14 protein-coding genes and 1 tRNA gene are annotated in these 15,370 nt (G+C 55.8%); 11 read left to right on the top strand and 4 right to left on the bottom strand.

Annotation, left to right across the window (positions count from 1 at the left end; all coding sequences use genetic code 11):
* The first annotated feature begins 253 nt into the window (after positions 1-253).
* On the top strand, positions 254-667 hold the full coding sequence (locus M4951_RS24885; protein ID WP_262024297.1) for a hypothetical protein: 414 nt from the start codon (positions 254-256) through the stop codon (positions 665-667).
* A gap of 10 nt (positions 668-677) precedes the next feature.
* Here the strand turns inward: M4951_RS24885 and M4951_RS24880 are convergent, their stop codons facing one another.
* Positions 678-944, bottom strand: coding sequence for a hypothetical protein (locus tag M4951_RS24880; protein WP_262024296.1), 267 nt, complete (start codon positions 942-944; stop codon positions 678-680).
* Between the two features lie 89 nt (positions 945-1,033).
* Between M4951_RS24880 and bshB1 the strand changes: the two genes are divergently transcribed.
* The 4 genes from bshB1 (at position 1,034) to xerC (ending at position 4,149) form a co-directional block, all read left to right on the top strand.
* Entirely contained in the window at positions 1,034-1,726 is a 693-nt protein-coding gene (bshB1, locus tag M4951_RS24875; protein ID WP_262024295.1) for a bacillithiol biosynthesis deacetylase BshB1, read from the top strand.
* Positions 1,727-1,873: 147 nt separating this feature from the next.
* The gene (locus M4951_RS24870; protein ID WP_262024294.1) at positions 1,874-2,881 is read left to right on the top strand and encodes a hypothetical protein; all 1,008 of its coding nucleotides are present in this window, start codon (positions 1,874-1,876) and stop codon (positions 2,879-2,881) included.
* Between the two features lie 46 nt (positions 2,882-2,927).
* Entirely contained in the window at positions 2,928-3,227 is a 300-nt protein-coding gene (locus M4951_RS24865; RefSeq protein WP_262024293.1) for a hypothetical protein, read from the top strand.
* 19 nt (positions 3,228-3,246) lie between these two features.
* Positions 3,247-4,149, top strand: a complete 903-nt coding sequence (xerC, locus tag M4951_RS24860; protein WP_262026966.1) for a tyrosine recombinase XerC — start codon at positions 3,247-3,249, stop codon at positions 4,147-4,149.
* A 206-nt stretch (positions 4,150-4,355) separates the two neighbouring features.
* Here xerC and M4951_RS24855 read toward each other — a convergent pair whose 3' ends face one another.
* Together M4951_RS24855 and M4951_RS24850 are read right to left on the bottom strand one after the other, a co-directional pair.
* Complete coding sequence (locus tag M4951_RS24855) at positions 4,356-6,005, bottom strand: adenylate/guanylate cyclase domain-containing protein (protein ID WP_262024292.1); 1,650 nt, start codon at positions 6,003-6,005, stop codon at positions 4,356-4,358.
* Positions 6,006-6,128: 123 nt separating this feature from the next.
* Entirely contained in the window at positions 6,129-6,551 is a 423-nt protein-coding gene (locus M4951_RS24850; protein WP_262024291.1) for a DoxX family protein, read from the bottom strand.
* 356 nt (positions 6,552-6,907) lie between these two features.
* Here M4951_RS24850 and M4951_RS24845 point away from each other — a divergent pair, with 356 nt between their 5' ends.
* From M4951_RS24845 to M4951_RS24825, 5 genes are read left to right on the top strand one after another with little or no spacing between them, the layout of a single operon-like run.
* Entirely contained in the window at positions 6,908-10,177 is a 3,270-nt protein-coding gene (locus tag M4951_RS24845) for a PAS domain S-box protein (RefSeq protein WP_262024290.1), read from the top strand.
* 7 nt (positions 10,178-10,184) lie between these two features.
* The gene (locus M4951_RS24840) at positions 10,185-10,625 is read left to right on the top strand and encodes a response regulator (protein WP_262024289.1); all 441 of its coding nucleotides are present in this window, start codon (positions 10,185-10,187) and stop codon (positions 10,623-10,625) included.
* Between the two features lie 29 nt (positions 10,626-10,654).
* Positions 10,655-12,571 carry a PAS domain S-box protein gene (locus M4951_RS24835; RefSeq protein ID WP_262024288.1) on the top strand — a complete coding sequence of 639 codons (1,917 nt, stop codon included), beginning with the start codon at positions 10,655-10,657 and terminating at the stop codon, positions 12,569-12,571.
* Complete coding sequence (locus M4951_RS24830; RefSeq protein WP_262024287.1) at positions 12,540-13,187, top strand: response regulator transcription factor; 648 nt, start codon at positions 12,540-12,542, stop codon at positions 13,185-13,187. Before M4951_RS24835 ends, M4951_RS24830 begins: the two co-directional genes overlap by 32 nt.
* Entirely contained in the window at positions 13,171-13,968 is a 798-nt protein-coding gene (locus tag M4951_RS24825) for an SAM-dependent methyltransferase (RefSeq protein WP_262024286.1), read from the top strand. Before M4951_RS24830 ends, M4951_RS24825 begins: the two co-directional genes overlap by 17 nt.
* 372 nt (positions 13,969-14,340) lie before the next feature.
* Here the strand turns inward: M4951_RS24825 and M4951_RS24820 are convergent.
* A tRNA-Arg gene (locus M4951_RS24820) sits at positions 14,341-14,414 on the bottom strand.
* A 209-nt stretch (positions 14,415-14,623) separates the two neighbouring features.
* Between M4951_RS24820 and M4951_RS24815 the strand changes: the two genes are divergently transcribed.
* Positions 14,624-15,307: an FHA domain-containing protein gene (locus M4951_RS24815; protein WP_262024285.1), complete on the top strand. Its 684-nt coding sequence runs from the start codon at positions 14,624-14,626 to the stop codon at positions 15,305-15,307.
* Positions 15,308-15,370 lie beyond the last annotated feature (63 nt).

Here is a 15,370-nt window from a genome sequence, read left to right as displayed (position 1 = left end):
CCGTTAGGGGGCGATTAGGGAACCATATGGGGCTGGGAGCGTTTATCCTCTTTTTTGTAAACCGGAGTCGCATAGAATTGAATTTGCGGCGATCCGTAGTTTAGGCTGACAGAAAGCGTGGGTTGGCAAACCGCGGATTGCGACGTTCTTCATCCAGAGCTACCCCAACGTTGAGGTACAGTTTCGGGCAAGTAGAAAACTCTGCACGAAACAGCCAGGGAGACGCCGAACCGCATTGGAAGGAATCAGGTTGATGAAAAACGAAGACTTCATCGAGTTCATGGGCGACTATATTTCAGTCGTCACGACAGGCGCCGATTCCTATGCGCGTTCCATGACGTTGTGGAAGAAAATCATCGCCGCTTGTCAGAAGTATGACTGCAACAACATCTTGGGACAGTCGCAGACGCAAGGCGAATTGTCGACGATGGACAGCTTTAAGCACATCGAGGTCTTCCAAGAGGCCGGCGTTACTTGGAAGCATCGAATTGCGTGGGTTGCACCCGACCCAGATAAATTTGAACAGTTGAAGTTCGTCGAGACAGTTCTCAGGAATCGCGCATTAGTGAACGGCGGTCTCTTCCGGACAGTGGAAGAGGCGCGCAATTGGTTGCTTGGAGATACGACAGTCGAAGCCGGCGCCAGCAAGACGACCAAATCGAACTAGCGTTGAACCGCTACTTGTAGCCGAGTCGTTTTTCAATATCGCGTGAGCGACTGCTCAAGCCGGTTCCACTGTCGCCGCCGCCGTCTCCGCGGAATGCTTGGGAGAACCCAGAGACTTCTTCCGTCACCGAATCCATCGAGGTCCGCGCCTCTTTTTCGTCGGCAGATTCCGACTCCATCGATTCGACGGTCGTTTTTTGGCGCCAAGGGCGCCAAGTTTGGCATCCAACTAGGAAGTTGGCGGCCAAGAGCAACGAGAGTAAGGTCAGACGGTTCATCGTTGGTGGTCCAACATCGAGTAATCCGGAATGAAGGGGCGGAGTCTGTCAAAACGCCCCCCCCGACGCTATAGCAACTTGGAAGAGAAATGCAGCTTGACGTACTAGTCGTCGCCCCCCATCCCGACGACGCCGAACTCGGCATGGCCGGAGCAATCTTGAAGTTCAAAGCCGAAGGCTTGCGCGTCGGCGTCTTGGATTTGACCAGCGGAGAGCCGACCCCGTTTGGTTCGCTGGAGAAGCGCGCCGCCGAAACGGCCGCCGCGACCGAGATTTTGGGGCTCGACTGGCGCGAGAATCTGGGACTGCCGAATCGCAGTCTCGAACCGACGCTAGCTGCCCGCGAGCAACTAGCGACCGTCTTCCGCCGCGTTCGGCCGCGTTGGCTGTTCGCCCCCTACTGGGAAGACGCGCATCCCGATCACCTGGCCGCGACGCAATTGGTCGATGCGGCTCGGTTTTGGTCGAAACTGTCGAAAACCGAAATGCCCGGCGAGACTTTTCATCCCGAGCGGATCTACAACTATTACTGCGTCCATCTGAAGATGGCGATTCAGCCAGCATTTGTGCTCGATATTAGCGACCAGTGGGAGCGCAAAGCGGCGTCGATCGCGTGCTATCACAGCCAGTTTGTCGAAGGCCGCTCGCCAGAGCCCCCTACCTTTCTAGAAAAACTCCGCGACGAAGCTTCCTACTGGGGAAAAGTGATCGGTACAAAGTATGGCGAGCCGTTCACCAGTCGCGAGCCGATCGGTCTCGCTAGCATGCAATCGCTGGTCTGAAACGCAGCTTTCTTTCGCAATTTCTGCGAACCGACTAAAGCGATTGCGTTGACTTTGCCGATTGCTGAGCAATGACAAGATCGTCTGCGCACTAGCGCCGGTGATCGTCGCGCAGGGGGGCACACCTGCAAGCGACTACAAATTCAAATGCGTTGGCTCTGGTTGATATTGCTAGCTGGTTTCCTTGGTTCGGGGTGCACTGCATTTCCCGAGACGAAGCGCCAGCCGCAATTTCACAATCCATTTCCGCAGCTCAGCAAAGTCGCGATTATTCCTTTCAATAATCAGAGCGACGCTCCCACGCTGAACGCCGACGAAGTAACGATCGCCTACTACGGTCAGTTGCAGCGGATCCGTGGTTTCGAAATCGTGCCTGTCGGCGTCGTGATTCGTGCGATGGAAGCGACCGGCATCCGCGGCCGCGACGCGACCGAGATTCGCAAGCTGGGCGAGACGCTCGGCGTCGATGTTGTCGTCGTTGGTTCGATCACCGACTTTACGCCTTACTATCCCAAGCGGATGACGCTGGCGATCAACTGGTACGCCGTCAATCCAGGCTTCCACGCGATCCCGCCGGGCTATGGTCTGCCCTGGGGAACGGCCGACGAAGAATACATTCCTGAATCGCACGTTTGGGAAGCGGAATTCGCGCTCGCCAAAGAACAACTGCTAACGCAAACTCCTGATCCGCACGCAACCGCTCCGCCTGCAGCAGCGCCGCAAACTGCCGCTGATCCATTAGCCGAACAGCTGAACGACACGCCGGCGCCGCAAGTCAACGGCAGTGCTAGCATTGGCGAGACGCCTGCCGATAGCGGTCCGCCAGAACAACCGCAATTGCCGGCAGGCTGGCCTGATCCGCGCGGGTTTGTTCCGCCTCCGCCCAGCATTCAGCGTCCGCCGTTGCTCCCTTACGATGGCCCGATCATTTCGCAAATTCGCAGCTATGACGAAAACGACAGTGACCTCACCGCATTGGCAGAAGCCCACTATGACTTTATCGACGATGCCCGTCTCGGCGGGTGGCAAGGCTATTTGGATCGTAGCGAAGATTTCATTCGATTCTGTTGCTACACGCATATTACCGAGATGCTCTCCCTTCGTGGCGGCGCCGGAAAATCGAAAGTGGCGTTGAGGTGGCACGAAAGCCGATAACGCTTATTGCCAACTGTTCCCGCCGCGTCTGGAAAGAGAGCCGCACGTGACTGAAGAGATTAACGTACTAGCACTGGTCAAAGGCGCCGAGCGCTATATCTTCATGTTTAACGACAGTCGTCGCGCCGAAACATTGCGCACGCTCGGTCGTTATGCATCGAACCCGGAACTTAGTTTTTCGTGGTACGATGCAGCGGTGCTGAGCCAGAAGATTCGGGCTCAGGCTCCAACGGAAGAAAAGAGCGTCACTGCTAGCTCCGCTGTCAAGCCGCGCTTTGAGTTTCCGGCCAATGGTGCGATCGACATTAGCAGCGTAGATCACCTCGACTTCGACGAATTCGAATAAGGAACCTGCGGCCGTGGAGATGCGAGCCGCCGCCGACCGCTTCCTTCGCTACCTTCGGGTCGAACGCAATGCGTCTGACCTGACCATCAAGAGTTATGGCGAAGACCTTGAAGCGCTGGTCGACTATCTCGAAGAACTGTACGCCTCTCCGGCGACCACCGGAGAGGTCTCGACCCTCGACTTGCGAGGTTACGTCGCCGCCGTTTCTGACGCCGGCTACACCGAGACCACCGTCTCTCGCCGCTTGGCGTCGATGCGTTCGTTCTTTCGCTTCGCCCAGCGCGAAGAACTGATCGACCGCAGCCCGGCCAAACCGCTCCGCAACCCGCGCCGCAAGCGGAAGCTCCCTCACTTTCTGACCGGCGAAGAGATTAGCAAGCTGCTGAGCGCCCCGCCAGCCAATACCGCTGCCGGCCTGCGCGACCGCGCGATCTTCGAGACCACCTATAGCGCCGGTCTCCGCGTCAGCGAATTGATTGGTATGAACGACAGCGACATCGACGCTGAACAAGGCTTGATCCGCATTCGTGGTAAAGGAAAACGAGAACGCTTGGGACCGCTCGGCAGCTACGCCGTCAAGGCGCTCCACGATTGGCTCCGCAAACGCACGCTCAGCGATCGCACGGCCGCCGCGAAGGAAAAACCGGTCTTCACCAATAAGTTTGGCAATCGCCTAACCACGCGCAGCGTCGGCCGGATGCTGGAAAAGTATATCGCCATCGCCGGGCTCGATACGCGCACGTCGCCCCATACGTTGCGACATAGTTTCGCCACGCATCTATTGGACGCTGGCGCCGACATCCGCAGCGTGCAAGAGCTGCTCGGACACAAGAGCCTGGTCACCACGCAAATCTACACGCACGTCAGCACGACCCGGCTGAAAGAGGCGTATGAGAAAGCGCACCCCCGGGCGCAGCTGTAAGTCGTCGATCTATTCGCCGCGCACTGCTTTGACATACAAAAGGCATGGAATGGCGTGGGGGACTTCGGTCCAATTTTGACTCGCTTGACAATCAACAGAGTCGCTCGCTTACGCTGGCGAAGCTACGAAGAGGAATCGGCGCCGGCGACTTCCAAGAGCGCATCTTCAAAACGGGCGCAACGCTCTCGTTTTCAACTCCAGCTTTGTTATTTGCGATCGATCGGCAGCGCGCCGTTCCAGCCTTCGTCAGGGGACTCGCCGACTTGAGCGATGTACGCTTCGATCAATTGGCGGAGCGGATGTCCTGCGCCGGTGCGACGAAAAGCTTCAAGCGAAGATCGCCAATCCCCCCGATCAAACGCTTCGAGCGCCGGCTCCATTTCGGCAAATTTGGCGGGAGATTCAGACGAGGAAAGCGCATAGACAGCCGTCGCTTGCTCCATTCCAGCCGGCTGCACTTTCAGTAACCGTTCGAAACGGAGATCTTCGCAACCGGCTGCGATCGCGGTCGCTTCATCGACCAGCACCGGAGATGCGAACTGCTTACTGAGACTTTCCAGCCGCGACGCCAGATTCACCGGCGGCCCCAACGTCGTCACCTTGACTTGATCCTGGCTGCCGATCTTACCGGCGACGGCGCTGCCCGAGGCGAGTCCGACCCCTACGCGATAGCGACCGTCGCGATCGGCCGCATCGAGAATTTGCAGCGCCGCGCGACACGCGGCCGACGCGTCATCCTCCTTTGCGACAGGCCAACCCCAAAAACCCATCACGGCGTCTCCATGAAAGTCGCCGATCACGCCGCCGTGATCCAGGATCGCCGCGGTCATCATGCCAATCGCGTCACTCACTTCGTCCAACAGTTGCAAGAGACGATCACGTTGGAGTTCGGCGCGTCGACTAAAGCCGCGCAGATCGCAAAACAAGACGGTGACATCCGCGATTCGCGGCTGCAACAAACTTTCCCAATCATCCTGCTCCAACAATTGCTGCAAACTGGGAGAAAAGAATTGAGCGAACGAAGTTTGCCGTTTTTGCAATTCGCGCGCGTTGAGTAAGTTTCCATAGGTAGCCGCTGCTAACAGCGTGAACTTCAGGTCATCTTGCAGCGTCGCGACTTCGGTCGCTTGACCGATCAAGCGCGGACTAACGCCAGAGACGTACAAGACGGCGGGAAGCGCCCCAATCGGCGCACCCAGCGCCCACTCGGCGTGGGGATCAACGGTGATCCCTTCCGAGGGCTCGTCCCCTTTTTCCCAAACATGAATAGTGCACTCGCGACTTTTGAGCGTTTGCAAGATCAACTTCGCGCTGGGGGTCATCGGCACATGATCGTCACGCAGATGAATCGCCGCGGTAATGATCGGATCTCCCCGCTTTTCAAAAATCGCGGCGCCTTTGGCGTGTGGAATTCCTTTCAGAACCACTTCCAGCGTGCGCGCCGCCAACTGCTCGTCACTCGCCGCGGCTGAAACTTCGCTCGCTAATTTTGAGATTGCGTCAATCCGTTCTCCGGCGACACGAAAAGGCGCCGCTTGTAACCGGGCCGGCGCCAAAGTGACTTCCGCTTGCGGACGAGGAGAGTCGATCGTCGCATCGACTTCATGGGGAACGACATGGAACTCGGTTCGCCCGATCACAAAATATTGGCGCGGAGCGACGTTTACCGATTCGGTCACGCGCCCTTCAAAAAAGATCGGATTGGTGGCCGTCGCTAGGCGGCGGATATGAAGTACGCGTCCATCCCAGGTCGCTTCGGCATGTTGCGACGAAATTTTTCCATCCCATTGCGCCGCAAACGGCTCCGTGGTGCGTCCGATCAAAAAAGATTGGCCGACTTCCAAGGAACGACGCATACGGCGGTTCGATTGCGTATCACGGACGAACAAATCAAACATAGGGTCCCAGTCGCCGGAAAAGTGGAATAGGCTGACTGCGACTTAGGATACCAGATGCAACGCGAATTCGCCGCGCAAGATTCAATCGGCGGCCCGTTCTTCCAGCGTGGGCCAAAACTTCCGCCGTATCATCGCATCAACTGAAAAGAGCCCCGGACCGGTGAAGATGAGGGTCGCATAGGCGCCCATGTAAATGATGGCCCGCTCGCTTTCTTTCCAAGTATCGGCGTGATGCACCAAGAACAACGCGACCAGCATGGTGAACACAAGTTGCAACGAAGCGAGCCGCGTTGCACATCCGATCAGCAATAATATCGGAAATACGATCTCGATGACGATGGTCAAGTTCAAGCTGTTGTTAACGCCGACGCCGAGCGGATCGTAGAAATTATCGGTCAATGCGTCATAGCGTTGATATTTCCCCACCCCGTGCAACAACAGCATCGACAGACCGAACGTCAGGCGCAGAATGAACAGGCCCACGGAAGTGCAGATTTGGCTCATGACGTCTTTCCGTTACAAAGGCAAGCTTGGCCGCCAAGGTGAGAACCGTCCAGCCGATCCACGAATAACTGGCCAGACCAACTCATCTACCACACGGCGGCAACTTTGCAGACGTGTGGAAGCTGTCGCACAATCGTTGTGAAAGAAATCAGGCGTCTAGCGCCAGGTCGCAAGAGCTCTGCCGAATGGGGGATTTTACCCACTTCTAGTGAAGTGAATTGCAATCGCAAGACGACGGTACGATTACTCGTAAAATTAGGGCCGCAGGGAGATTTTGACGATTGTCTCTATTTAGCCGATAATCCGGGCGGCTCGTATTCCAATTCCTGTCATTCACCCTCTTTCCGCACGTAAGCATGCCTCTGCTTCGCAAATATCTTTTGCTGGGGATTGTCCCTGCGCTGGTCGCAGTGGGGCTGACAATGTTGCTCAATTATGTGATGACCCGCAGCTTAGTGCTGGAAGAAATCGAGCAGGTCCAGCAAACCGAACTCCATCTTCAGATTACCCGCATTGAAGGTTTCTTCCAGAGTTACGTCGCAAGATTGAAAGCGATCTCCGCCGCTGCGGAAATTCAAGGAGGAAACCGCGAAGAGATCCTGCCGTATCTGCTTAGACAGCGGAAGTCGCTGGGAGATCAAATCGCAGGAATGTACTACGACGAGTTGAACGGCGACGTCTACGGAGTCGACGGCACGCAGTTTAACGTCAGCGATCGCGAATATTTCGCACGTGTCTTGGCAGGCGAAACCGTAATCTCACGGCTGCTGCAAAGTCGTGGATCGGGCAAAAACATCGTGCTCGTGTTGGTTCCGACTTTTGATTTCGCCGGAAAACAAATTGGCGCCGTCGGTTTGACCATCTTGGAAACGCATTTGGTTCAGTACATCGAAACTGCGGATGTCTCCCACCAGGCGAAATTGTTGCTGATTGATTCCGAAGGAAGCGTGATCGCCGGAAACCTCAATTCTCCCTCGACGCAACTGGTAAACCGGAGTTCGATTACCGACGCAAACGGCGACTCCAACACCGTGGTGATTGGAGAAGTGAACGTTACTGGTTGGTCATTGGCGCTGATCTACCCCGACGAGACGACCTACTTGCCAATCTTTCGCCGTCTACGTTGGGCGCAATTGGGAGGCGCCGCGATCGGGCTGGCGGTTGCGATCGCATTGGGGCTGCTTTTTACGAATCGGGCGCTTTCGCCGCTTAAAAAGATTGCCGCCGCTCATGCACGCTTCGCCCAGGGAGACAAAAGCGTTCGCCTACCAGACGCCGATTTACACGAATTCGCTCCGCTCGCGCAGTCGTTTAACGATCTAGCCAGGCGATTGGCCGATGCGGAATTGGATCGAGAAAAGCATCTCACGGACGTGGAAGCGAGCGAGTCCCGTTTTCGCGCACTATTCGCCGCCGCCGCCGACGCGCTGTTTTTAGTCGACGCCAACGCCAAAATCATCAACGTCAATGACGAGGCGTGCCGCAGTCTCGGTTACACGCGCGAAGAACTGCTGAAACTTCACTCCGATGACATCGAAGTGAAATGGAAACGAGACCAGATCGTTGATCTTCACACGACCATTGTTGACAACACTTCGACGGCGCCGCTGCAAGGGAGACACCGCCGCAAAGATGGCACGGAATTTCCCGTGGAGGTGCGCATCGGTCGTTTTGTCGAAAACGGCCAATCCCTCTTTATCGCGATCGTTCGCAACGTCGAACAGCGTATGCAACATGAGGAGATGATCCGACGCGAAAAGGCGACGCTGGATCGCGTGATGCAGGCGAGCGTCGCCGCAATTACGATCATTGACGCCGACGACGTCACGCGATTTGCGAATCCACGCGCCGTCGAACTGCTTGCCCTCAAGCTTAACGGGGACATTTTTCAGGAGCCGGCCTGGCGTCGTATTAATCTCAACGGCCAGCCGCTTGATATCGCAAACGACACCGCTTACGCGATCGTGAAACGGACCAACGCCCCGGTCCATGGCATTCGCTACATTCTCGAGCGCGAACCAGGAGACCGCCGCGTTTTGCATATTAACGGCGCCCCGTTGCAAGATGAACAAGGTAATTTTGACGGCGCCGTCCTAGTGATTGATGATGTCACTGAAGCCTATCAGGTGGAGCGCGCTCTGAAAGCGAGCGAGGATCGATTTCAATTGGCGGTCAGCGGAGCCCAACAAGGGATCTGGGAATGGGAAATCCAGGAGAATCGCTTTTTTTGGTCGGATCGCATGTTTGAGCTGTTTGGCTTGCCGCTCGGCAGTGAAGCGCCGTCCCGAGCCACCATGCGAGAGTGGCTTCATCCCGAGGATCTGTCGCGCGTCGAAGCGATGTTCGGCAAATTTTTGGCTCGAGAGGGAAAGTTTGACGCCGAATGCCGCTTTCGCGTCACGTCGGGCGAGTATCGTTGGTTTCGCATGTCGGGCGACGGCGTGTGGAATGAAGATGGCGAAGCGGTCCGTCTGGCCGGCGCGATGGTCGATATCACAACCCGAAAAGAGACGGAACGATTCGTACTCGAAAACGAAGAACGCTATCGAGCGATCTTTGAAGCCGCCGTCAACGGCTTCTTTATCTATGCGCTAGATGGGACGCTCGTGGATGTAAATCCAACCGCGTGCCGCTTGCATGGGTACACGCGCGAAGAAATGATGGGGATGAAGCCGCAAGATTTTATCCATCCTGACAGTCACCCAGTATTTCAAGATTTTTTAGAGACAATCGGCCAAGGCAATCGCTTTGAGTCTGCGGCGATCGGCGTGCGCAAAGGGGGAGGTATTTTTTACGCCCACGTGATTGGAGTTCCCTACTACGTCGGCGGTCGAACCTTGGCCCTTTCGACGGTTGTGGACGTCACCGAATCACGTCTAGCGGTAAAAGAACGCGAAACGTTGATCACGACGTTGGAGGCGAAAAATACCGAACTAGAGAGATTTACCTATACCGTTTCGCATGACCTCAAATCTCCGCTCATAACGATCAAGGGATTTCTAGGGGCGCTGGCCCAAGATATTGAACGAAGCGATATGCCAGCGGTCGAAGAAGATATGCAGATCATCAGCGACGCCGCCGAAAAAATGAAGGACTTGTTAGACGATCTGTTAGAACTTTCGCGGATTGGCCGCGTCTGCAATCCGAATGGATATGTCGATGGGCGACGGCTGATCGACGCGGTTTTAACGTTTTTAGCCGGTACAATCGCCGAAAAGCAGGTCAACATCTCGGTCTCTTGCGACGATAGCCAATTTTTCGGAGACCGGGTACGTTTACAGGAAGTCCTGCAAAATCTTGTCGAAAATGCGATAAAATATGCGGAAGTGGACGATCCGCGCGTCACAATTCAGTTGTCCTCCGATAAAAACAACACGACCTGTTGGGTGCGGGACAATGGTCCCGGTATCCCGGCACACTTTCGAGAAAAAATCTTTGGCTTGTTTGAAAAGCTCGATCCCCATTCAGACGGCACGGGGATCGGACTTGCAATCGCCAAGCGAATCATTGAATTCCATCAAGGAGAAATCTGGGTAGAGCCGAATCCCGTGAAGGGTGCCTGCTTTTGTTTTCGCATTCCGCGCGATCCCAGTTCTTCATTGATATCGACCGCTACGTTAGGTTAAGCAAACGATGCAAGGACGACCCATTAAAGTATTGTTGGTCGAAGACAACGCCGCGCACGCGAAGCTTGTCATGCGGAGCTTTCGCGAGCATGCCGTCGCCAACGAGATCGTCCATGTCGACAACGGCGAGTCGGCCTTGGAGTACATGTTTCAAATCGGCCAATATCAAAACGTCGATACGCTTCCTGATCTGGTTCTGCTTGATTTACGCCTGCCGAAATATGACGGCCTACACGTTTTAAACGAGATCAAAAAAAATCCTTCGACCGCCAGCATTCCGGTCGTGGTATTGACGACCAGCGACGCGGAGGCCGACGTCAATCAGGCCTATGGCCACCATGTAAACAGCTACTTAGTGAAACCAATCGACTTTGTCGAGTTCTCCAAAATGTTGAGTGATCTCGGTTTCTATTGGTTGGTTTGGAACGAACCGCCCAAACGGCGTTAGACGGAATCTCGTTGTCAGAGGTAAGACTTGTGCCCGACGAATACCGCATCTTGATCATCGAAGATGAACGTTCTCATGCGATTCTGATGAGTCGGGCGTTTAACACGTTCTCTACGCAATTCGAGGTAGTTATCGCCGCGTCACTAGCGGAGGCGCGAGCCGAAATCGCCCAACGCTGTCCTGATTTGGCGTTGGTCGACAACATGCTGCCCGACGGTCGCGGAGTGGAGATGTTGTCGCATCGTCGCCCTGAAGACCAGCAGTTTCCGATCGTCGTGATGACCAGCTACGGCGACGAGCGCACAGCGGTCGAGGCGCTGAAACGCGGCGCGATTGATTATGTGGTGAAGACTGAGCATTTCTTCTCCGAACTGCCCCGCATCGCCGAACGCGCTATACGCCAATGGCAATTGATCTGCGACAAGCGAGACGCCGAATTGGCGCTGCGCAACAGCGAACGACGCTATCGAGCGTTGGTCGACAATTCACCGGTGCCGATATTGGTCCATAGCATGGAAAAAGTCGTGCTGGCCAACGAGAAAGCGGTCGAGTGTCTAGGCGCCAACACCGATAGCGATCTCATTGGACGCCCGATCGAAGATTTTATTGTGCCGGACGAGCGTGAATTTGTTCGCGGACGGATTGCGCTGCTGTACGCCGGCCAGTCGACGATGGCGGTCGAACAGCACATGCAGCGCGTTGACGGCGGCATTATCGACGTTTCGGTCGCCGGAACGCCGATCGATTATCATGGCAATCCTGCTTGCCAGATCGTCTTTCTCGACATCACCGAGCGCAAGCGGGCCGAACTTGCGCTGCGAGTTCGCGATCGGGCGATCGCGTCGGCGACCAATGGAGTCTTCATTGTCGGCCTATCCGAAATCGAACCGCAAATCGTATATGGCAATCCGGCCCTCGAGGCGATGCTCGGCGTCGCGCCTGGCAAGTTAGAAGGAGAGAGTCTGGATTTCTTCCTGGCGGATCCGCGCGAAGCCGAACAGCTGCGGCAGTTGCAAAGCGGACTTCGTCGAGGAATCGCAATGCAAGAGACCCTTCGTCTGGCTCGCGCCGGAGGAGAATTCGGTTGGTGTGAAATCTCCATCGCGCCGGTTCGTGACGAAAAAGGAATCGCGACGCATGTCGTCGGCGTGGTGAATGACATTTCGGAAAAAATAAGGGCCGATGACGAATTGCGTCGGCGCAACATGGAACTCGCCCACGTCGCTCGTCTTAGCACGTTGGGGGAAATTGTGGCCGGCATTGCGCACGAAGTAAATCAGCCGCTCTATGCGATTTCAAACTACGGCAGCACCTGCGCCAATCTGTTAAAATCGGAGCGCGAGGATCGCGAACAGAATATCGCCCATTGCATTGGCCGCATCGTGGATCAGGCGACCCGCGCCGGCGAAATCATTCGCCGTTTGCGCAATTTCGCCAGCCGCACCGAGCCGAAGTTGGAGAATCGTGAAGTCCGCGAATTGATCCATGATTCGGTCGAGCTAATCGCCCCCATGATTCGGGACAACGACGTGTTCGTACGGTACGATGTGCCGGAACATATGCCGACGGTCGACGTGGATGCGATTCAGATTCAACAGGTTTTGATCAACCTGATCACGAACGCCTGTGAAGCGATGAAATCGGTGCCGGGGCACCGGATCGTCTACGTTAGCGCGCAAGTCAAAGAGGAGATGATCGAGTTTGGCGTGCGAGATTCGGGGCCCGGTCTCCCAGGCGAAGTCGACATTTTTGAAGCGTTCCGCACGACGAAAGATGGCGGAATGGGAATGGGTTTAGCAATTTCACGCTCGATCATCGAGCTTCATGGCGGTAAGATTTGGTGCCAGCCGTCCAGCGAAGGGGCGGAGTTCCGTTTTACATTGCCGATCGCAACTGAAGGTACGGAAGTAGAAAATGCCCTCGACACCAACCGTGTTCATCATTGATGACGATCCAGCCGCACGCGAATCGATCGGAATGCTGATTGATTCGCTGGGATTAAAGACCGAGCAGTTTTCGTCAGCCGAAGAGTTTCTCGCCACCTTTTCCGCCGATCGGTGCGGCTGCGTCATTACCGACGTTCGCATGCTCGGTCTGAGTGGAGTGGAACTGCAAGAGCGCCTACTAACGGTCGGCTACCGGATCCCGGTCATTTTGATTACGGCGCACGCCAATACCCAAACAACGGTCCGTGCAATGCGTAACGGCGCCGTAACTTTTCTGGAAAAGCCGTGCAAAGAACAAGAAATTGTCGATGCGGTGAATGAGGCGATTGGACTCGACGCCAAATGGCGCGCCGAAGATATCGACAAGGAAGAGGCCGAAAAGCTCTTCCAAACCTGCACCGAAGGGGAAAAGGACGTCATGAAACTGATGGTCCAAGGCAAAGCGAATAAAGTGATCGCTCGCCGTTTGGATGTCAGTTTGCGAACCGTCGAAGCGCGGCGCCATAACGTCTTCAAAAAGATGGGCGTCGACAACGTCCCCGATCTGGTTCGTCTGGCGATTCGCCTAGAGCAAAATATCGAATCGAGCGGCGGTGAGGATGAAGAAGCCGAATAGGCGATCCTCGGCCGAGTGCTACGATTATCCGCAGTATTGGGACCTCGCGTTTCGCGACGAAACGTTATTTGAAGCCGACTTTGTGGAGTCGGCCGCCGAAAAATACGCGCAAATTCCGCTGCAAACCGTCCTGGAGCCTGGCTGCGGTGGAGGTCGTTTGATGGTCGAACTGGCCAAACGCGGCTACCAGGTCGTCGGATTCGATCGAAGCCAACCGTCCGTTCGCTACGTGCAACAACGCTTGCGACGTCGCAACCTGCCAGGGAAAGTTTTTGTGGGCGATATGACCGACTTTAGGCTGGCCGAGCCGGTCGATTGCGTCGTCAATTTGGTCAATACGTTTCGCCACCTGACCACCGAGAAAGCCGCGCTGGCCCATTTGCAACAAGTTGCGACAGCGCTTCAGCCGGGGGGAATCTTCCTGCTTGGCTTTCATCTGATCCCACTCGACGCCGATCCCGACTGTACCGAGCGATCGACCGCTCGGCATGGTCAAACCAAAGTGACGCTGACGCTGCGCGTCGTCGATTTCAATCGCCGCAAGCGACTCGAACGCATCCGCTTCAACCTACGCGTGAAGAGCGGCCAGCGGGATCGAAAGTTGCAATCCGAGTACGACTATCGTCTCTACACCCACAAACAGTTTCTCAGTCTGCTGGCCAAGGTCCCTGAGCTAGAGCTGTGCGAGACGTACGACTTCAACTACGACATCGACGATCCGGTTCCGCTGGATGATCAGTTGTCCGATGCGGTATTCGTGCTGCGGAAACAGAGCGGTTGAGCGAAGGCAAAAGCCGCAACGAGAACTGCGGCTGGCATACGGGAATGCCACTTTAAGGCTTAACTCATTTTTACCAAACGGCTTAAGCACGAAACACGCCACTCATTTTAATGACTTCGGGGCCATTAAAATTTTAGGCCAATTATTTTAATGAAGATCAAATTCGCGTTTTTTGGCTGAGTGTGTTCGAGATCGATACCGACGGAAATAAGAGAGCGATGCGAGTCGCTGCGGACGGCGAACGTCTACAACAAGATTGGCGATGAATAGGACACCAACGACCAGGCTGAACCATATGCGTTTATCCTGCAAGCGGGCCTGCTTCGCCTGCGGGCAAGTCCCCGCTTTAAGAGAAAGCCGGGGGAAAGAAAGTGCGGATGGAGGGATTCGAACCCCCAACCCTCGGTTTCGAAGACCGATGCTCTATCCAATTGAGCTACATCCGCGATTCACCGCCTTTACGGTCAGCAGTTGCGCATACGCTGAGCGTCACCCAGCGTGCAGCACCGCAAATAATACCATTTTGCCCGCTCGCAGCAATGGCGCCAGCACCGCCAAACGGCCGAATCAGCGCTATACTCGCCACCAGGGCCGGCTTGCGCAATAATAGAGGGCTTTCCTGGAATTGGGTTCACGGCCGCAGTAAATTCTTATCATGGCGCTGGTTACATTACGCATCATCGACGGCGCGGACCGCGGTTCGGTGTTTGATCAACTGGAAACTCCGGTAACCATCGGCCGAGAAGAGGGGAATACCCTCCAGTTGAAGGACGAACGGGTCAGCCGGTTCCACATCAAAATTCAGGAAGATCACGGCAAAGTGGTCCTAGCCGATCTCGAAAGCACCAACGGCACTCGGGTCAACGGCGAAGATATTCACCTCCGTATTCTGCGATACGGCGACATGATTCATGTCGGCCGTTCGGTCATCCTGTACGGCTCCGAAGACGAAATCGCCGATCGACTTGCCCAGTTGCGGGTGCAACGGCAAAAAGAACGAGGCGAAGAAGAGCAGACGCAAGGTCCGCAATCCCCCAGCGACAGCGCGTCTTCCCTCGAATTTGAGCTGAATTGGAACAACCAGGAAGAAGATCTGCAGGCCGCGATCTACTCGCTGGAACCGCCGGAGTTGCCGGAGCGTCTTAGTCCGGCTCAAGCGGCGCAGTTGGCCGAGCTGTTAGAGTACGTCCACATTCGCATCCGCCATCTGCTGCTCTCGGTCGAAGTGAACGAAGCGGCCGAGAAGGTAGCGCTGGATACGCGTGAATGGCAAAACCTACTCGACCTGCAGGCCCGCATCTCGGTCCTCCTCCGCCGTATCGGCGATCCTGGCGAGTAGATCTTCCCGGCGTGCCACGGCTCTGTGAGCTGTGCCGAAGCCCTCGAAGTCGCATGGCTCACA

Origin of the sequence: Blastopirellula sp. J2-11 (assembly GCF_024584705.1) — a bacterium.
Taxonomy (GTDB): domain Bacteria; phylum Planctomycetota; class Planctomycetia; order Pirellulales; family Pirellulaceae; genus Blastopirellula.
Note: the sequence above shows the minus strand (reverse complement) of the source record. Positions and strands in the feature narration are given on the sequence as shown.

What these genes read in the sequence shown, in the direction of transcription:
- bshB1 (WP_262024295.1), top strand. Translation starts at nt 1,034, where the DNA reads ATGCAGCTTGACGTACTAGTCGTCGCCCCCCATCCCGACGACGCCGAA.
- M4951_RS24830 (WP_262024287.1), top strand. Translation starts at nt 12,540, where the DNA reads ATGCCCTCGACACCAACCGTGTTCATCATTGATGACGATCCAGCCGCA.
- M4951_RS24850 (WP_262024291.1), bottom strand. Translation starts at nt 6,551, where the DNA reads ATGAGCCAAATCTGCACTTCCGTGGGCCTGTTCATTCTGCGCCTGACG.
- M4951_RS24825 (WP_262024286.1), top strand. Translation starts at nt 13,171, where the DNA reads ATGAAGAAGCCGAATAGGCGATCCTCGGCCGAGTGCTACGATTATCCG.
- M4951_RS24880 (WP_262024296.1), bottom strand. Translation starts at nt 944, where the DNA reads ATGAACCGTCTGACCTTACTCTCGTTGCTCTTGGCCGCCAACTTCCTA.
- M4951_RS24855 (WP_262024292.1), bottom strand. Translation starts at nt 6,005, where the DNA reads ATGCGTCGTTCCTTGGAAGTCGGCCAATCTTTTTTGATCGGACGCACC.
- M4951_RS24885 (WP_262024297.1), top strand. Translation starts at nt 254, where the DNA reads ATGAAAAACGAAGACTTCATCGAGTTCATGGGCGACTATATTTCAGTC.
- M4951_RS24870 (WP_262024294.1), top strand. Translation starts at nt 1,874, where the DNA reads ATGCGTTGGCTCTGGTTGATATTGCTAGCTGGTTTCCTTGGTTCGGGG.
- M4951_RS24840 (WP_262024289.1), top strand. Translation starts at nt 10,185, where the DNA reads ATGCAAGGACGACCCATTAAAGTATTGTTGGTCGAAGACAACGCCGCG.
- xerC (WP_262026966.1), top strand. Translation starts at nt 3,247, where the DNA reads ATGCGAGCCGCCGCCGACCGCTTCCTTCGCTACCTTCGGGTCGAACGC.
- M4951_RS24845 (WP_262024290.1), top strand. Translation starts at nt 6,908, where the DNA reads ATGCCTCTGCTTCGCAAATATCTTTTGCTGGGGATTGTCCCTGCGCTG.
- M4951_RS24815 (WP_262024285.1), top strand. Translation starts at nt 14,624, where the DNA reads ATGGCGCTGGTTACATTACGCATCATCGACGGCGCGGACCGCGGTTCG.